Here is a 17,216-nt window from a genome sequence, read left to right as displayed (position 1 = left end):
AGCCCGCCGCCTTTGGCTATTCATCGCCTCAGCCGAATACAAGGTCCGCCCGCAAAAGGTCCGCCCAAACGTGACAGCAGCCTCCGACACCACTCATTTCGGCTTCGAGACGGTGAAGCTCGCCGAGAAGCAGGCCAAGGTCGACGACGTCTTCCACAAGGTCGCCAATCGCTACGACCTGATGAACGATTTGATGTCGGGCGGCTTGCACCGCGCATGGAAGAGCGCGCTGCTGACCGCGATCAACCCGGCCAAGGACCGGCCTTTCCACCACCTCGATGTGGCCGGCGGCACCGGCGACGTCGCCTTTGCGGTGCTCGAGGCCGGCGGGCCGCAGACCGACGTCACCGTGCTCGACATCAACGCCGATATGCTGCGTGTCGGGCGCGAGCGGGCCGACAAGCGCTTTCCGGAGGATGATCGCGTCCGCTTCGTCCAGGGCAATGCCGAGGCGCTCGGCCTGCCGGACAACCATTTCGACTGCTATACGATCGCCTTCGGCATCCGCAACGTGCCGCGCATCGACAAGGCGCTGGCCGAGGCCTATCGCGTCCTGAAGCGCGGCGGCCGGTTCCTTTGCCTCGAATTCAGCCATGTCGACGTGCCCCTGCTCGACAAGATCTACGAGACCTATTCCTTCAAGGTCATTCCGCCGATGGGCCGCATGGTCACCGGCGAGGCCGAGCCCTATCAGTATCTCGTCGAATCGATCCGCAAATTCCCGAAGCCGCAGGCCTTCGCGGGGATGATCGAGGATGCCGGCTTCCGCCGGGCCAAGTTCACGCCCATGACCGGCGGGGTCGTGGCGCTGCATTCCGGCTGGAAGCTGTGATGATCCTGCTGCCGTCATGCTCGGCCCTGTGCCGAGCATCCACGTCTTGCGACGCGAATGAAGGAAAGACGTGGATGGCCGGGACAAGCCCGACCATGACGACATGGACCCCTCCGCGGGCGAGCCGCGCATGATCTCCTCCTTCTTCCACATGCTGCGCGGCGCACGCGTCGGCTTCGTCTTGGCGCGCGAGGGCGCGCTCTCCCTGGTCGATCCTTCCGTGCTGCCGCCCCTGGCACGTGGTCTCATCCGCCTCGGCCGACTGATCGAGCGGCGGGGCGCCGGTTCCTCGGCGACGCGGCTCGCTGCGGCCCTGACACGGCTCGGCCCGTCCTATGTCAAGTTCGGGCAGTTCCTGGCGACGCGGCCTGATGTCGTCGGCATGAAGATCGCGGAGGACTTGTCTGCCCTGCAGGACCGGATGCCGGCCTTCCCGATGGCGGAAGCGCGCGCCATCGTCGAGGCCGCGCACGGCGTCCCGTTGCAGACGCTGTTTCCGGAATTCAGCGAGCCGGTCGCCGCCGCTTCGATCGCGCAGGTCCATCGCGCCCGGCTGAAGGACGGGCGAGAGGTCGCGGTCAAGATCCTGCGGCCGGGCATCCGCGACCGCTTCAACCGCGACCTCGCCGCGATGCGCTTCGGCGCCGAGCAGGCCGAGCGCCGCTCGGCCGAGGCGCGGCGCCTGCGCTTCACCGGGGTCGTCGAGACGCTGGCGCGCTCGGTCGCGATGGAAATGGATTTGCGGCTGGAAGCGGCCGCCCTCTCCGAATTCGCGGAAAATACCAAGGAAGACGCCGATTTTCGCGTGCCGGAGCCGGACTGGCAGCTCACCGCCCGCGAGATGCTGGTCGACGAATGGATCGAGGCGATCAGGCTCTCCGACATCGAGGGCCTGCGCGCTGCCGGCCACGATCTGCCGGAACTCGCGCGCACGATCATCCAGTCGTTCCTGAAGCACGCGATCCGCGACGGCTTCTTCCATGCCGACATGCACCCCGGAAACCTCTTCGTCGATGCGGAAGGGCGGCTCGTCGCAGTCGATGGCGGCATCATGGGCAGGCTCGGGCTGAAGGAGCGGCGCTTCCTTGCCGAGATCCTGCTCGGTTTCATCACCCGCGATTACCGCCGCGTGGCGGAGGTGCATTTCGAGGCGGGCTATGTCCCGGCCCATCACGATGTCGAGGATTTCGCTCAGGCGATCCGCGCCGTCGGCGAGCCGATCCACGACAAGCGCGCCGACCAGATTTCGATGGCCAAGGTGCTGACCCTGCTCTTCGAGATCACCGGCATGTTCGACATGGCGACCCGCACCGAGCTCGTCATGCTGCAGAAGACCATGGTGGTCGTCGAGGGTGTCGCCCGCTCGCTGGATCCGCATTTGGACATGTGGGGCACGGCCGATCCGGTCGTCCGCAGCTGGATCACCCATCATCTCGGGCCGATCGGCAAGCTGGAGGAGGCCGGGCGCGGCGCCCGCTCGCTGCTCGGTTCGCTTGCAGCGCTCCCGGACACGATCGTTCGTGCAGAGCGCGTGCTCGGCCAACTGGAGGACGCCTCGCGCAACGGCTTTGCGCTCGACGAGCGGAGCGTCGAGGCGATCGGGCGTGCCGAGGCGCAGCGCAATCGCTGGGGCACCGCCGCGCTCTGGGTGATCGCGGCGCTGGTCGCCTACGGCGTGTTCGGCTGAGGCAGGCGCTGAATCGTCATTCTCGGGCGAAGCCTTGCTTCGACCCGAGAATCTCTCGGAGGAGAGGGCGCTTTTCCGTCACGAGATGCTCTGGTCAAGCCCGAGCGTGACGCCGCTTCTCCCCTCGCCTACCGGAACGGCGGCTCATCGAAGCTCCGGAGCTTGCGCGAATGGATGGCGGAGCCCGCCTCCTTCAGCTTCTCCAGCGCAGCGAGCCCGATCCGCAGATGCTCGCCGACGGCGCGCTCATAGAAGGCGTTGGCGGCGCCCGGCAGCTTGATCTCGCCATGGAGCGGCTTGTCGGAGACGCAGAGCAGCGTGCCGTAGGGCACGCGGAGCCGATAGCCCTGCGCGGCGATGGTGCCGGATTCCATATCGACCGCGATGGCGCGCGACAGGTTGATGCGCCGCCGTTCCTTGGTCCATTGCAGTTCCCAGTTGCGGTCGTCCTGGGTCACCACGGTCCCGGTGCGCAGCCGCTGCTTCAGCCGGTCGCCCTTCTCGCCGGTAATCTCGGCGGCGGCCTGCTGCAACGCGACCTGGACCTCCGCCAGCGCCGGGATCGGAACTTCGGGGGGCACCAGCTCGTCGAGAATGTGGTCCTGCCTGAGATAGGCATGGGCGAGGACGTAGTCGCCGATGATCTGGGTCTGGCGCAGGCCCCCGCAATGGCCGACCATCAGCCAGCAATTCGGCCTGAGAACCGCCAGATGGTCGGTGATGTTCTTCGCATTGGACGGGCCGACGCCGATATTGACCAGCGTCACCCCCTCGCCGGTCTTCCGGATCAGGTGGTAGGCGGGCATCTGGAAGCGGTGCCAGGGCGCCGACATCACCCGTTCCGCCGCCGAGACGTCGAGGCCGTCGCGCCCGATGCGGATGCCGCCCGGCGCGACCAGCGCCTCGGCCGTTCCGGCTTCGATCTCGGCCAGCCCAAGCCGCACGAACTGGTCGACATAGCGGTGATAGTTCGTCAGCAGAACCCAGGGCTGCACCGCCCGCCAGTCCGTGCCGGTGTAGTGCACGAGGCGCCGCAGCGAATAATCGACCCTCACCGCGTCGAACAGGGAGAGCGGGCGCGGCTCGCCTTCGATAAGCTCATAGGTCCCGTCGGCAATCTCGTCGCCGACCAGCGCCAGCAGCGGCGTCGGGAAATGCCGTGCGAGTTCGGCGGGCGTGGTCTTCCCGCGTCCGAGCTCGTCGCCGCCTTCCAGCGCATAGGGGTAGGGGATTTCCTGCGTGCTGATGCCGGTCTCGATCGTCGCGCCGTATTCGGCGACGAGCGGCTTGAGCTGATCCAGCAGATAGGCCCGGAATTCGGCGGGCTGCGTCACCGTCGTCGAATAGATGCCGGGCGCAGCGAACTTGGCATAGCCGCGCCGCGTGGCCTCCGGGAGCTTCGACGGTTCGTAGGTCACCCGCAGCATGGGGTAGCGGTAGCGCTCCCGATCCTCCGTGGTCGGGGCCTTTCCGGTATCGAAGAAGTGCTGCAGGTCGCGGCGCAGCGCCGAGCGGGCTTCGTCATAGAGCTGCTCGAGCCGGTCGATGGCGGCTTCGGGTGTCGCTGCGGTCTCGAAGCTCATGAGCGGGTCCGTCCTCCTCGTATGTCGGTTCTAGAGCATTTTCGAGCGAAGTGGACACCGGTGCGCGTGAAGAAAATGCGCCAGGGCGAAGAGCCCTGTTTGCGTGTCCTTGCTCCTGACAACAACCGGCGGTGGCTTACGACAAACTGCTTACGAAGGCGGTTGACAGGTGGGAAGGGCAGCATTACAAAACCAATCGGTTAATTAACTGATCGGTTTCATACGATGTCGACGGACCCGCTCAGCCTGACCTTTGCCGCCCTCGCCGATCCGACGCGCCGCGCCATTCTGGCCAGGCTGTCGCAAGGCGAGAGTTCGGTGAAGGAACTGGCCGAGCCCTTCGCGATGAGCCTCCCCGCAGTCTCGAAGCACCTGAAGGTGCTGGAGCGCGCGGGGCTGATCACGCGGGGGCGGGAAGCCCAGTGGCGACCCTGCCGGCTCGACCCCAGCCCCTTGCAGGACGTCTCGGAATGGCTGGAACACTACAGCCGTTTCTGGGACCAAAGCCTGGGCCGGTTGGACGAGGTTCTGCGTGAGATCAGGGCGAAACCACCCGATGAAACGAGCGTGTGACGCTCGACCATTCCCCTCAGCCTTTTTGCAGGTGACTACCATGCTCAAGACCGTTCTTCTCAGCCTGCTCGGCATCGTCGTGGTCGGGATCGCCGTCGTGCTGATCCTCGCCGCCCGCAAGCCCGACACCTTTCAGGTGACCCGCACCGCCACGATCAATGCGCCACCCGAGCGGGTCTACCCGTTGATCGCCGATTTCAAGGCCTGGGGCGCCTGGTCGCCCTGGGAGAAGAAGGACCCGGCGATGAAGCGCAGCTATGGCGGCCCCGAGACCGGCGTCGGCGCGACCTATGCCTGGGCAGGCGATAAGAACGTCGGCGAAGGCAGCATGCGCATCATGGAAGCCAATACGCCGAGCCGGGTCGCGCTCAAGCTCGATTTCGTCAAGCCGTTCGAGGCCAATAACGACGTGACCTTCACGCTGACGCCTCAAGGTCCGGCGACGCTCGTGACCTGGACCATGACCGGTCCGACCCCGTTCGTCGGCAAGATCATGCACGTCTTCATGGACATGGATCGCATGGTCGGCGGCGATTTCGAATCCGGCCTGACGGCGATGAATGCGGCGGCCGAGCGCCCCGCCTGAGCCGCCCTCGGCAACCGCGATCAGCTGGCCGACGGCAATCATTAAGGATCATGCGCATGATGGGTGAACCGCAGAAGGAACATGAGTGGCTTCATCAGCTCGTCGGCGCGTGGACCGCGGAGATGACGTGCTCGATGGGGCCGGGCCAGCCGCCCACGACATCGACGGGCGCGGAGACCGTCCGCTCCCTCGGCGGGCTCTGGACGCTCGGCGAAGGCGAAGGCACCTGTCCGGACGGCACGCCGGTTACCAGCCTGATGACTCTTGGCTTCGACCCGGCAAAGGGCCGCTTCGTCGGCACCTTCGTCGCCTCGATGATGACGATGATCTGGCGCTATGACGGCGCGCTCTCGGCCGACGACAAGTCGCTGGTCCTCGATACCGAAGGGCCGAGCATGGCGGGCGACGGCTCCACGGCGAAGTATCAGGATATCATCACCTTCCTGTCGCCCGATCACCGTACGCTGACCTCGCGCGCTCTCGGCGCCGACGGCCAGTGGACCGAGTTCATGGCGGCTCACTACCGCCGCATCGCCTGAACGTTTCAACATAGCGAGGAGGAAAGACGATGAAACTCTCGACCTATCTGATGTTCGAGGGCAATTGCCGCGAGGCCTTCACCCATTACGAGAAGGTACTGGGCGGCAAGATGCTGGCCATGATGGACCACAAGGGCACGCCGGCCGAGGCGCATATCGCGCCCGAGTGGCACGACAAGATCATGCATGCCTGCCTCGAGGTCGACGGGCAGATGCTGATGGCGTCCGATGCGCCGCCGGATCGCTCGGACGGACCGATGCGTTCGGTCTTCGTCAGCGTCGGCGTGAAGACCCCCGAGGAGGCCGAGCGCATCTTCGCGGGTCTCTCCGAAGGTGGCGCCAAGATCACCATGCCGATGGCCGAGACCTTCTGGTCGCCCCGCTTCGGCATGCTGGTCGATCGCTTCGGCACCAGCTGGATGGTCGGCGCCGAGCAGCCCGCCGATAAAGCGAACTGCGGCTGAGGCCACAAACGCTCGTCATGCTCGGGCTGGGCCCGAGCAACTCCTGCCCGATGCACCTTTTCGGAACGAGATTCTCGGGTCGACCCTCGGTCGCCCGGGAATGACGGCTGCAGGCTCAGGACCGCCCGCCATCCACCGAGAGGATTTGGCCGGTGATCCAGCCGGCCTGTTCGCTCAGGAAGAACAGCGTAGCGTTGGCGATGTCCTGCGGCGTGCCGAGGCGCCTTGTGTGGATGCTCTCGACGAGGCGCTTCTGCCCTTCCGGCCCGTAGCTCTGCCATTGCCGCTCGGTCGCGGGGTTCGAGCGCACGAAGCCCGGCGCGACCGAGTTTACCGTGACGCCATGCGGGCCGAATTCCCAGGCGAGTTGCTTCGTCAGCCCGACCAGCGCGTGCTTGGCGCTGGCATAGGCCTGGATGCCGGTGAGGCTCGGCCGCAGGCCAGCGCCCGATGAGATGGTGACGATCCGGCCGTAGCCTCCCTGCTTCATCGCCGGCGCCGCCGCCTGCGCGAGGAAGAAGGCGGCATCGACATTGGCGGCGAAGATCACCCGCCAGTCTTCCTCCGAAATCTTCTCTATCGCGCGGCCGACCTGTCCGCGCACGCCGCCGGCGGCATGGATCAGAAGTTCGAGCCGGCCTTCCGTCGCGACGATGTCGCCTACCAGCGCCTGCGCGGCCTCGGGCGAGCCGAGATCGACCCCATGCCCGGTCGCGCCGATCTCCCGCGCAGTCTCCTGCACGCCGCCTGTATCGATGTCGGCGATGTGGACGCAAGCTCCGGCTTGGGCGAGCGCGGCAGCGATGGCGCGCCCGATTCCCTGGGCCGCGCCAGTGACGAGGGCTACGCGGCCGTCGAAACGGATCTGCATCGGTCGATCAGCACTTTCAGCGTTTCGAAGGCCATCGGGCGGCGGCCTTCCTCGATGTCGTGGATCAGCGCGACCAGCGTCTCCAGCGCCGGCGTCGCCACGCCGACCTCGCGGCCAACAGTCGCGATGATGCCGATCTGCGGATCGACCTCGGTCCTGCGCTTGCGCACGGCAAGGTCACGCCAGATGCCGGAATGGGTCTTGGCCGTCTGCGCGGTGTAGTGGGCGAGCCAGCGGATGGTCTCGATCTGCGCGCCTTCCGGCCGGCCCGGGGCGAAGACCATCGGGTCGAACTCCCCGAAGCCTAGCGAGATCACGCCGCGCTTGGCTGCGACCGCACCGACCTCGCGGCCGAGCGCGAGCCAGACCGGCAAGCGGGTGGGATCGGCGAAATTCGCCGACATAGAATCGTCGGTGAGCGCCGTGGCGAACAGCATCGCGCCATAGGCGAGCTTACCCCAGAGATAGCCGAAGACATTGTCGGTCAAGATCGCATCCGGCTCGAACAGCCCGAGCAGGCGATGCATCTCGGTGGCGCGCTCGCCGATCGACCCGTCGAGCTCACCGACCACGACCGCGCCACGGTTGCCGTAGAGAATTTCACCCGGCCCGAGCCAGTCGGCGCCGAAATTGACGAAGCAGCCCATGGTGCGCCGTTCGCCGACGGCCCTGGCGATGGCTAGCTCGTTGAGCCCGTTCTGGGCGGAGAGGACGAAGCCGTCCTCGGCCAGATGTGGCTTGAGCGCCGCGAGCGCCGCTTCGGTCGCGCCCGCCTTCACGGCGAGCACGATGCGGCTGTAGGGGCCGTTGAGCTCAGCCGGTGTCACGGCAGGCACCACCTGCGTGAATTCCTCGACCGGTCCCGAGATGGCGAGGCCGCGGGTCCGGCAGGCCTCGACATGCTCGGCGACGATGTCGACCAGCAGAACCGGCACGCCCGCCCGCGCCCAATAGGCGCCGAGCGTGCCGCCGATGGCTCCCGCACCCCAGATCAGGATCGGCTCGCTCATCGGTGCTGTCTCACGCCTGGCCGGCCATCTCGACGCTGCTGTGGGTGGCGACATGAAGCAGGCCGTCGGCCGTCACCCAGCCGCGATACATGCCGTCGGTGTTGAAGGGAGCGACGACCGTGCCATCCGCGCCGACTGCTACGAGCCCGGCCCCAATCTTGTGCTCGGAGAGCTCCGCCATGACGGCCTGCGTCGCGGCCTCCAGCGAAAGGCCCTTATAGGCGATCAGCGATGCGATCTCATGGCCGACGCAGTAGCGGATGAAATACTCGCCCTTGCCGGTGCCGGAGACGGCGCAGCGCCCGTCGCGGGCATAGGTGCCGGCGCCGATGATCGGGGTGTCGCCGACGCGGCCGGCCGGTTTGTTGGTGTAGCCGCCGGTCGAGGTCGCGGCGGCGAGATGGCCCTGCACGTCGCAGGCGACGGCGCCGACCGTGCCGTGCTTCTCGGCCTCGCTCGCCTCGGCGGCGGTGCCGACGATCTCCCGGATCTTCATCGAGGCCAGGCTTTTGCGCCGACGCTCGGTCGAGAAATGCTCGTTGTCGACGGTGTCGACCCCCTCATTCTCGGCGAAAGCGTCGGCGGCCGGGCCCGCGAGCAGCAGCGGGTCGCCGCGCAGCATCAGCGCCTTAGCGGCGGTAATCGGGTTGCGGATGCGCTGGGCTGCGCAGATCGCGCCGGCCGCCAGTGTCGATCCATCCATGATCGAGGCATCGAGCTCGTGCTCGCCATCGGTGTTGAAGGCCGCGCCATGGCCGGCGTTGAAATGCGGCGAATCCTCCATCACCCGCACGGCGGCCTCGACGGCATCCACCGCCTTGCCACCCTTGGTCAGGATCGTCCAGCCGGCCCTGAGCGCGGCGGCGAGGTCGGCGCGAGCCTGCGCCCATTCGGCCTCGGTCATCTCGGCCTTGGGCAACGTGCCGCAGCCGCCATGGATGGCAAGCGCGAGGGTCATGTCGATTTCCTGTCAGGTAACTGAAGCGGTCTGGTCGAACGGCGTCATGGCCGGGCGGGCCGATCATGACGCCTGAGGGCCGCGGCGTTACTTCTTGGCGGGCTTGATGTCCATGGCCAGCGTGTCCTCGTCGACGCGCGGGCTGATCGTCACCTTGTCCTTCTGCATCGCCCAGGCCGAGCCCACGGCGGTGATCGGCAGGCGCGGCCGGTCCTTGGCGACGATGGCTGCGACATCGGCCAGCATCTGGTTGCGCTTGGCCTCGTCCATCTCCACCGCAGCATCTTCGATCAGCTTGTCGACCTGGGGATTCGCGTAGTTCTGGACGTTGAAGGCGCCGAGCTTCTTGGCCGGGTCGTTCGAATGCACCAGTGAGGACAGGGTGTAGTTGGCCTCGCCCGTCAGCGTGCCCCAGCCCGACATCGACATCGAGAAGTCGCCGCGCAGGCGGGCGGGGAAGAACACGGCGCCCGGCTGGGCGTTGGCGTTCACGTCGATGCCGATGCGCGCCAGCATCTGCGCGATCGAGGTGCCGACCTGCCGATCGCCGGGCAGGCGGTCATTGGTGAAGGAGAAGCTGATCTTGAAGCCGTTGGGATAGCCGGCCTCCTCCATCAGCTTCTTGGCCTTGGCGATGTCGGGCTTGAGCGCCGGCAGGCTCTTGTTGAAGCCGGCGATGGTCGGCGTCACCAGCTGGTTGGCCGGGGCGCCGAGGCCCTCCATCGCGATCTCCGCCAGCGCCGGCCGATCGATCGCGAGATCGATCGCCTCGCGCACGCGGACGTCCTGCAGCGGGTTCTTAGGCAGGGCCGAGCCGTCCTTGGCGGTGACCTGCGGGGTCTTGTCCCGCATGTCGAGCTCCATGTTGAACAGATAGACGCTCTCGACCGTGGCGACGTTGAGCTTGGCGTCGCGCTTCAGCGTCGGCACGTCGGAGGCCGGCGCGCGTACGATGATGTCGACCTGCCCGGCCTTGAGCTGGGCGACGCGGGCGGCATCGTTCGGCAGCTCCTTGCGCACGACCTTGGCCCAAGGCTCCTTCGGACCCCAGTAGCCATCGAAGCGATCCAGCACCATCTGGTCCTTCGGCGTCCAGGAAACGAACTTGTAGGGGCCGGTGCCGACAGCTGCCTTGCCGGAGTTGAAGGCCTCGTTGGCGTTGTCCTTGTTCAGGCCGGCAGCTGCCTTGTGCGAGACGATGAACAGGCGGATGAAGTCGTTCGGCAGGTTCGGGGCCGGCCCGTCCGTGACGATATGCACCGTCAGCGGGTCGATGATCTTCACCTCCTTGACGCGCCGGACATAGATCGTCGTCGGGTTGGGGCCGGCGACGACGGGGATGCGTTCGATCGAGAACTTCACATCCTCGGCGGTGAAGTCCGAGCCGTCATGGAATTTCACGCCGGGGCGCAGCTTGAACTCCCAGACGGTCGGCTCGAGCGTCTTCCAGCTCAGCGCCAGCCGCGGCTCGATCTGCAGCTTGTCGCCGGACCAGGTCAGCGTGTCGAAGACATGCTTCAGCGCCTCGGCATGGGTGCCGGTGGCGGTGAAATGGGGGTCGATCGATTCAGGCCCGGCGCGCACGCCGATCGTCAGGGTCTGGGCCAGCGCGCCGGTCGAGACGGCAGCGGCGAGCAGGCTGGCAAAGGCCGCGAGGCGGAAGGTGCGGGCCGGTTTCATGATGATAAGTTCCCCTCGTTTTCGAGTTCGTTGGGCCAGACGGGCGAAGCGATGACGAGCTTGTCGAGCAGCACGCAGAGCTGATGCTGCTCGTCTTCGCCGAGGCGGGAGAGCATGGTGTTCTGGTGCTGCACCATCAGCGGCATGGTTTCGTCGTAGATCTTGCGGCCTGCCGTCGTCAGATGCAGCACATAGCTGCGCAGGTCGCCGGGATCGGTCTCGCGCTTGAGCAGCCGCCTCTGCAGCAGCTTCTGCACGGCGCGTGACAGCGTGTTCTTCGGCAGGCCTGACGAGGCGACGATGTTCTTGGCGGCGACTCCCTCCCGCAACCCCACGGCATAGAGCGCGACGAATTCGGGCCGCACCAGGCCGTAGCGGGTCTCGATCCAGCGATAGACCGGATCGTTGAAGCGGAAGGCGAGGAAGTTCAGCCGAAATGACAGCCAGCAGGGATTGTCCCAGAGCTTCGTGACGGTGAGCGGATCGAGCGTCGCCAGCGCGGCCTCCCGTTCCGGATCGACGGGCGAAAGAGAGGTTGGCGAGCGCCGCATGCGAGGGTTCCCTGCCAATTTAGTTCCAAATGGAACTTGACGCTCCGGAATGCCAGAGTCAAGGATGGTTTTGGCGGGTGGCTGGGCGAACTGTCTACTGCCTGCGGAAGCAAAGCAAGGAACGCGCCGTGCTGGTCGCAGAGATGAACTGGATGCAGATCGAAGCCCAGGCGAAGCGGGACGACCGCTGCGTCCTGCCGCTCGGCAGCGTCGAGCAGCACGCCTATCTGAGCCTTGCCACCGACGTGATCCTTTCCGAGCGGGTGGCGAAGGAGGCGGCCGCGCCGCTCGGCATCCCCGTCTTCCCGGTGCTGGCCTATGGCATGACGCCGGGCTTCCTCGATTTTCCGGGCAGCATTTCGCTCAAGCTCGACACCTACACGGCGCTGCTGGGCGACATCTTCGATGGCTTCTATCGCTCGGGCTTCCGCCGGATCGTGCTGGTCAACGGTCATGGCGGCAATTCGCCGGCGCTGAATTTCGCGACCGAATGGCTGGGCCGCCATCCGGATGCGAGCATCCGGCTGCACAATTGGTGGGCGGCGCCGTTATTCCAGGCCGCGGTAAAGGCCATCGACCCCGCCGCCTCGCACGCCTCCTGGATGGAGAACTTCCCCTGGACGCGGCTTGCGGGCGTGACGATGCCCGATACGCCCAAGCCGCCCTTCAATACGGCGCAGTACCAGGCGGCGAGCCCCGTGAGGCGGCGCGAGATCATTGGAGATGGCAATTTCCACGGCCTCTATCAGCGGCCGGACGACGAGATGCTGAAGGTCTGGCAAGTGGGTGTCGAGGAGACCCGCGCGGCGATGGTGGAGAACTGGCCGTGACGCCATCTCGGAGGCCGGCCGCATGCTAGGGCATGTCGCCCTCCGTCTGCTGCAGGCGCTCGTCGTCATGCTCGTCATGTCGGTGCTGGTCTTCGTCGGCGTCTATGCGATCGGCAACCCGATCGACGTGCTGATCGGCCCCGATGTCAGCCAGGAACTCCGGCTCCAGACCATCGCGCATTACGGGCTCGACCGGCCGCTCTGGGAGCAGTACCTCACCTTCCTCGGCCGCGTTCTGCACGGCGATTTCGGCCGCTCCTTCGTCTTCGGCATGCCGGTGATGCAGCTCATCCTGTCGCGGCTGCCCGCGACGCTTGAGCTGACGCTGGCCGCCGTCTGCGGCGCGGCGCTGATCGGCATCCCCGCCGGCATCTATGCCGGCTACAGGCCGGATGGCATCGCCTCCAAGCTGATCATGACGGTCTCGATCCTCGGCTTCTCCGTGCCGACCTTCTGGATCGGCCTCGTGCTGATCATGGCCTTCGCCGTCGAACTGCAATGGCTGCCTGCCGGCGGGCGCGGCGAGACCGTTTCCGTCTTCGGCATCGAATGGAGCTTCCTGACTCTGGACGGGCTCACGCACCTCCTGTTGCCCGCGCTGAACCTCGCCTTTTTCAAGCTTGCCCTGATGACGCGTCTGGCCCGGGCCGGCACGCGCGAGGCCATGCTGTCGGATACGGTGAAGTTCGCCCGCGCCGCCGGCCTCTCGGAATGGACCGTGCTGCGCCGGCACGTGCTCAGGCTGATCTCGATCCCTCTGGTCACCGTCTTCGGCCTGGAATTCGGCTCGACGCTCGCCTTCGCCGTCGTCACCGAGACGATCTTCTCCTGGCCCGGCATCGGCAAGCTGATCATCGACTCCATCCAGTCGCTCGACCGGCCGGTGATGGTCGCTTATCTCATGCTCGTCGCCTTCGTCTTCATCACCATCAACTTCCTCGTCGACCTCGCCTATGTCGGGCTTGATCCGCGCCTCAGGAAGGGGGGCGCGCGATGAAGGACGCTTCTCCCGCCGCTCGCTTCTGGGCCGAGTTCCGCGAGAGCAAGACCGCGGTCGTAGCGCTCGCCGTGGTCGTGCTGATGATCGGCATCGCGCTGCTGGCGCCGCTCGTCGCGCCGCAGGACCCCTACGACCTCGCCAATCTCTCGCTCTCCGATGCGCGCCGCCCGCCGGGATATGTCGGCGAGGGCGGCTATACGCATTGGCTCGGCACGGATGCGCAGGGGCGCGACCTGTTCTCGGCCATCCTCTACGGTCTGCGGATTTCCCTGCAGATGGGGCTGGTGGCGGGCGCGCTGGCCTTCGCGCTCGGCGTCTCGCTCGGCATCGGCGCCGCCTATGCCGGGGGGCGCTGGGAAGCCTTCATCATGCGCGTCATCGACCTGCAACTCGCCTTCCCGGCGATTCTGCTCGCGCTCGTGCTTTCCGCCTTGCTGGGGCAGGGCAAGGTCCAGCTCATCGCCGCGCTCGCCGCCGCGCAATACGCCTATTTCGCCCGTACCGCCCATGGCGCGGCCTCGGCCGAGCGCGGCAAGGACTATGTCGAGGCGGTGCTGTCGACGCCGCTGCCCGGCTGGCGCGTGGTGCTGCGCCACATCTTCCCGAACTGCCTGCCGCCCCTGATCGTCGTTGCGACCGTGCAGGTGGCGAACGCCATCGCGCTGGAGGCGACGCTGTCCTTCCTCGGTGTCGGCCTGCCCGTCACCGAGCCTTCGCTGGGCATGCTGATCGCGAACGGCTTCCAGTACATGCTCTCGGGCCGCTACTGGATCTCGATCTATCCCGGCCTCGCCCTGATCATCCTGATCGTCGCCATCAATCTTGTCGGGGACCGCGTCCGCGATCAGGTCAATCCGAGGCTCAAGCGATGAGGGCTCGGGGCACGCCATACCCGTCATGGTCGGGCTTGTCCCGACCATCCACGTCTTTGTTCTTTGAGGACTGTGTTCAAGACGTGGATGCTCGCCACAAGGGCGAGCACGACGGCGGAGGTCAACGCCGATGACCGAGACCCCTCTCCTCGAAGTCACGAATCTCGCCACCCATTTCCACACGCGTGCCGGCGTGGTGAAGGCGGTCGACGGCGTTTCCTTCGCGCTGAAGCGCGGCGAAGTGATGGGCCTGGTCGGCGAGTCCGGCTCGGGCAAGAGCATCACCGGCTTCTCGATCATCGGGCTGATCGACCCGCCCGGCCGCGTCGAGTCCGGCTCGTCGGTGAAGCTCGAGGGCCGCGAACTCGTCGGTTTGCCTGCCTCCGACTTGCGCAAGATCCGCGGCAAGCAGATCTCGATGGTCTTCCAGGACCCGATGATGACGCTGAACCCGATGCTGACCATCGGGACGCAAATCCGATTGGCTCTGGAAGCGCATGAGACGGTCTCGGGCGCCGAGGCGCGCCGCCGCGCCGTCGCGGCATTGGCGCAGGTCCGCATTCCCGACCCCGAGGGCAAGGTCGATTTCTACCCGCACCAGTTCTCCGGCGGCATGCGCCAGCGCGTCGCAATCGCAATCGCTCTGCTGCATCGTCCCAAGCTGATCATCTGCGACGAGCCGACCACCGCGCTGGACGTGTCCGTGCAGGCCGAGATCCTCGCCGAGATGAAGGAACTGGTCGCCGAACTCGGCACGGCGCTGATCTGGATCAGCCACGACCTTGCGGTCGTCGCCGAGCTCGCCGACCATGTCTGTGTCATGCGCCATGGCAAGATCGTCGAGGCCGGGCCGACGCTTTCGGTGCTGACCCATCCGAAGCATCCGTACACGCGGGCCCTACTCGACGCGCTGCCTTCGCGCGCCGAACCCGGCACCCTGCTCGCCGGTGGCGTAGGCTCAGACGTTGCTCCGCCGCCGCGCGTGGTCAGGCAGGCCGAAGCGGTAGCTGCCGATGCGGCGCATTACGTCCGCATCGAACACGTCGCCAAGCGCTTCGCAGGGACGCCCGGTCTGTTCCGCAAACTCGCCCAGAAGGCCGGTCTGTCGAAGGCGCCGGCCGCCGTGCAGGCTGTCGACGACGTCACGCTGGTGCTGAAGCGTGGTGAGGCGCTCGGCCTTGTCGGCGAATCCGGCTCCGGCAAGTCGACGCTGGGACGCGTGGCGGCCGGCATCTACGCGCCGGACCATGGCCTCGTCCGCATCGACGGCGCGCCGGTGATGAGCACCGGCGAACGGCCCCGCAAGCTCACGACCCGCGTCCAGACGATCTTCCAGGATCCCTTCGCTTCGCTCAATCCGCGCATGACGGTGGGCGACAGCATCGCCGAAGGGCCCCTCGCGCATGCGCTCATCAAGAGCGGCGAGGCGAAGGACTATGTCCGGCAATGGCTGGCGGCAGTCGGGCTCGATCCCGCCTTTGCTGCCCGCTATCCGCATCAGTTCTCGGGCGGCCAGCGCCAGCGCGTCGCCATAGCGCGGGCGCTCGCGATGCAGCCCGATGTCGTGGTCTGCGACGAGCCGGTCGCTTCGCTCGACGTCTCCATCCAGGCGCAGATCATCAATCTGCTGATCCGCCTGCGGCAGGAACTCGACCTGACGCTGATCTTCATCTCGCACGACCTCTCGGTCGTCCGCCATCTCTGCGACCGCGTCGCGATCATGTATCGCGGCCGTATCGTCGAGAGCGGCCCGGCCGGCGAGGTCTACGACCATCCGCAGCACGACTACACCAAGCGACTGCTCGCCGCCGTGCCGGTGTTGCCGGGCGCTGCGACGATCTGAGGAGACAGCCGATGAGCGACGCCGAACTCGTGGAACTCCTGCCCTGGCAATGGCCGGAAGAGATCTGGCGCGGCAAGGTCGAGCAGGTGCGCGCCGGCCGCAACCTGAAGCCGGCCAAGTGGAAGAACGGTGCCCGCTGCGCGATCGCGCTCTCCTTCGACGTCGACCACGAGACCAATGAGCTGAGAGACGGCGGCAAATCGGTCGGGCGCTTGTCCTGGGGCCAGTACGGCAATCGCGTCGGCATCCCGCGCATCCTGAATCTCCTCGAGAAGGAAGACATCAAGGCGAGCTTCTTCGTACCGGCTGTGACAGCACTGCTCTATCCCGACGAGCAGCGCCGGATCGTCGGCGAGGGGCACGAGGTCGGCCTTCACGGCTGGATCCATGAGGTCAACACGGCCGTCCCGCCGGCCGATGAGCGTGAACTGCATCTGCGCTCGGCCGATACGCTGGAGAAGATCACCGGCATCCGCCCGGTCGGCATGCGCACCCCGTCCTGGGATTTCTCCGAGGTGACGCTCGCCGTCGAGCGCGAACTCGGGCTGCTCTACGATTCCTCGCTCTTCGCCGATGACGATCCCTATGAGATCGTCGAGAAGGGCGAGGCGACCGGCATGGTCGAGCTGCCGGTCGAATGGATTCGCGACGACGCGGCCTATCTCAGCATGAACCGCTTCCAGGCACTGCGGCCCTACACACCGCCGGAGGCGGTCTTCGACATCTTCCGCCGCGAGTTCGAGGGAGCTTATGCCGAAGGCGGCCTCTTCCTGCTGACCATGCATCCCCATGTCATCACCTACCGCTCGCGCTTCTGGATCCTCGAAGAGCTGGTCCGGCTTGCCAAGGCCAAGGGCGATTGCTGGTTCGCGACCCATGCCGAGATCGCAGCCTATGTGAAGGCCGAAGCCGGGCTCTGACCCGTCCGATCGGAACCGCTGCCCGATTCCTGCCGTTTTCGCTTCATCGCGGGTTCAGGCCCTGACCGGCCTGATACCCTCGCGTTGAAACGAACAACGGGAATTGCAATGCGCACGAAACGCTGGTTGCTGGTCGGGACCGTCCTGCCGGCCCTCGTCATTTCGCAGGCCGGGCAAGCCTTTGCCGAAGCCGGATACCGGCTGGCCCAGGCCCCCGCAGCCGGCGACGAGGAGCCGGGACGGGGACCACGCCAGCGGCCACAGGAGCAGCACCGTCCGCCGGGTGGGCAGCCGGGCCAGCGCGGTCCTGAGCGGCCCGCCGCGCCGGGCGCCCCCCAGGCTCCGCGCCCGCCGCAGATGCAGCCCGGCCCGGCTGTTCCCCGGCCGCAGCCTCCCACGATGCCCGCGCCGCAGCCG

17 protein-coding genes are annotated in these 17,216 nt (G+C 66.7%); 11 read left to right on the top strand and 6 right to left on the bottom strand.

Annotated elements, in window-relative coordinates; translation table 11 throughout:
- The first annotated feature begins 70 nt into the window (after nucleotides 1-70).
- Together ubiE and ubiB are read left to right on the top strand one after the other, a co-directional pair.
- Nucleotides 71-832, top strand: coding sequence for a bifunctional demethylmenaquinone methyltransferase/2-methoxy-6-polyprenyl-1,4-benzoquinol methylase UbiE (ubiE, locus tag AC1DE3_RS19075; RefSeq protein ID WP_441509856.1), 762 nt, complete (start codon nucleotides 71-73; stop codon nucleotides 830-832).
- A gap of 130 nt (nucleotides 833-962) precedes the next feature.
- Nucleotides 963-2,519, top strand: coding sequence for a 2-polyprenylphenol 6-hydroxylase (gene ubiB / locus AC1DE3_RS19070; protein WP_476780207.1), 1,557 nt, complete (start codon nucleotides 963-965; stop codon nucleotides 2,517-2,519).
- 128 nt (nucleotides 2,520-2,647) lie between these two features.
- On the opposite strand, the gene AC1DE3_RS19065 is transcribed toward ubiB, so the two are convergent.
- Complete coding sequence (locus AC1DE3_RS19065) at nucleotides 2,648-4,102, bottom strand: AMP nucleosidase (RefSeq protein WP_476852658.1); 1,455 nt, start codon at nucleotides 4,100-4,102, stop codon at nucleotides 2,648-2,650.
- 225 nt (nucleotides 4,103-4,327) lie between these two features.
- On the opposite strand from AC1DE3_RS19065, the gene AC1DE3_RS19060 reads away from it, so the two are divergent.
- From AC1DE3_RS19060 to AC1DE3_RS19045, 4 genes are read left to right on the top strand one after another with little or no spacing between them, the layout of a single operon-like run.
- A complete protein-coding gene (locus tag AC1DE3_RS19060) occupies nucleotides 4,328-4,675 on the top strand; it encodes an ArsR/SmtB family transcription factor (RefSeq protein WP_476780026.1) in 348 nt (115 codons plus the stop codon).
- A 40-nt stretch (nucleotides 4,676-4,715) separates the two neighbouring features.
- Nucleotides 4,716-5,261, top strand: a complete 546-nt coding sequence (locus AC1DE3_RS19055) for an SRPBCC family protein (protein ID WP_476852657.1) — start codon at nucleotides 4,716-4,718, stop codon at nucleotides 5,259-5,261.
- Between the two features lie 56 nt (nucleotides 5,262-5,317).
- Nucleotides 5,318-5,800, top strand: coding sequence for a DUF1579 domain-containing protein (locus AC1DE3_RS19050; RefSeq protein ID WP_476780024.1), 483 nt, complete (start codon nucleotides 5,318-5,320; stop codon nucleotides 5,798-5,800).
- A gap of 29 nt (nucleotides 5,801-5,829) precedes the next feature.
- Nucleotides 5,830-6,264: a VOC family protein gene (locus AC1DE3_RS19045; protein ID WP_441509851.1), complete on the top strand. Its 435-nt coding sequence runs from the start codon at nucleotides 5,830-5,832 to the stop codon at nucleotides 6,262-6,264.
- 115 nt (nucleotides 6,265-6,379) lie between these two features.
- Here the strand turns inward: AC1DE3_RS19045 and AC1DE3_RS19040 are convergent, their stop codons facing one another.
- The 5 genes from AC1DE3_RS19040 to AC1DE3_RS19020 all read right to left on the bottom strand — a co-directional run bounded on the left by AC1DE3_RS19040 (nucleotide 6,380) and on the right by AC1DE3_RS19020 (nucleotide 11,334).
- Nucleotides 6,380-7,135 (bottom strand): SDR family NAD(P)-dependent oxidoreductase, encoded by a 756-nt coding sequence (locus tag AC1DE3_RS19040; RefSeq protein ID WP_476852656.1) that lies wholly within the window; start codon nucleotides 7,133-7,135, stop codon nucleotides 6,380-6,382.
- Nucleotides 7,108-8,145, bottom strand: coding sequence for a ketopantoate reductase family protein (locus AC1DE3_RS19035; RefSeq protein WP_476780022.1), 1,038 nt, complete (start codon nucleotides 8,143-8,145; stop codon nucleotides 7,108-7,110). Before AC1DE3_RS19035 ends, AC1DE3_RS19040 begins: the two co-directional genes overlap by 28 nt.
- 10 nt (nucleotides 8,146-8,155) lie before the next feature.
- The gene (locus AC1DE3_RS19030) at nucleotides 8,156-9,103 is read right to left on the bottom strand and encodes an isoaspartyl peptidase/L-asparaginase family protein (protein ID WP_441509848.1); all 948 of its coding nucleotides are present in this window, start codon (nucleotides 9,101-9,103) and stop codon (nucleotides 8,156-8,158) included.
- An 87-nt stretch (nucleotides 9,104-9,190) separates the two neighbouring features.
- Nucleotides 9,191-10,783, bottom strand: a complete 1,593-nt coding sequence (locus AC1DE3_RS19025) for an ABC transporter substrate-binding protein (RefSeq protein WP_476780021.1) — start codon at nucleotides 10,781-10,783, stop codon at nucleotides 9,191-9,193.
- Nucleotides 10,780-11,334 (bottom strand): MarR family winged helix-turn-helix transcriptional regulator, encoded by a 555-nt coding sequence (locus AC1DE3_RS19020; RefSeq protein WP_476852655.1) that lies wholly within the window; start codon nucleotides 11,332-11,334, stop codon nucleotides 10,780-10,782. The genes AC1DE3_RS19025 and AC1DE3_RS19020 overlap by 4 nt, the downstream gene beginning before the upstream one ends.
- A 77-nt stretch (nucleotides 11,335-11,411) precedes the next feature.
- On the opposite strand from AC1DE3_RS19020, the gene AC1DE3_RS19015 reads away from it, so the two are divergent.
- From AC1DE3_RS19015 to AC1DE3_RS18995, 5 genes are all read left to right on the top strand, one after another.
- Nucleotides 11,412-12,164, top strand: a complete 753-nt coding sequence (locus AC1DE3_RS19015; protein WP_441509845.1) for a creatininase family protein — start codon at nucleotides 11,412-11,414, stop codon at nucleotides 12,162-12,164.
- Nucleotides 12,165-12,186: 22 nt separating this feature from the next.
- Nucleotides 12,187-13,161, top strand: a complete 975-nt coding sequence (locus AC1DE3_RS19010; protein WP_476780019.1) for an ABC transporter permease — start codon at nucleotides 12,187-12,189, stop codon at nucleotides 13,159-13,161.
- Entirely contained in the window at nucleotides 13,158-14,036 is an 879-nt protein-coding gene (locus tag AC1DE3_RS19005) for an ABC transporter permease (RefSeq protein ID WP_476780018.1), read from the top strand. The genes AC1DE3_RS19010 and AC1DE3_RS19005 overlap by 4 nt, the downstream gene beginning before the upstream one ends.
- A 130-nt stretch (nucleotides 14,037-14,166) precedes the next feature.
- Nucleotides 14,167-15,879, top strand: a complete 1,713-nt coding sequence (locus AC1DE3_RS19000; RefSeq protein WP_476780017.1) for a dipeptide ABC transporter ATP-binding protein — start codon at nucleotides 14,167-14,169, stop codon at nucleotides 15,877-15,879.
- An 11-nt stretch (nucleotides 15,880-15,890) separates the two neighbouring features.
- Entirely contained in the window at nucleotides 15,891-16,799 is a 909-nt protein-coding gene (locus AC1DE3_RS18995) for a polysaccharide deacetylase family protein (protein WP_441509841.1), read from the top strand.
- Nucleotides 16,800-17,216: the final 417 nt, after the last annotated feature.

The sequence above is a fragment of the Allobosea sp. 10L417 genome (assembly GCF_056395485.1).
The sequence above is the reverse complement of the archived record's forward strand: the minus strand, read 5'-3'. Positions and strand labels throughout refer to the sequence as shown.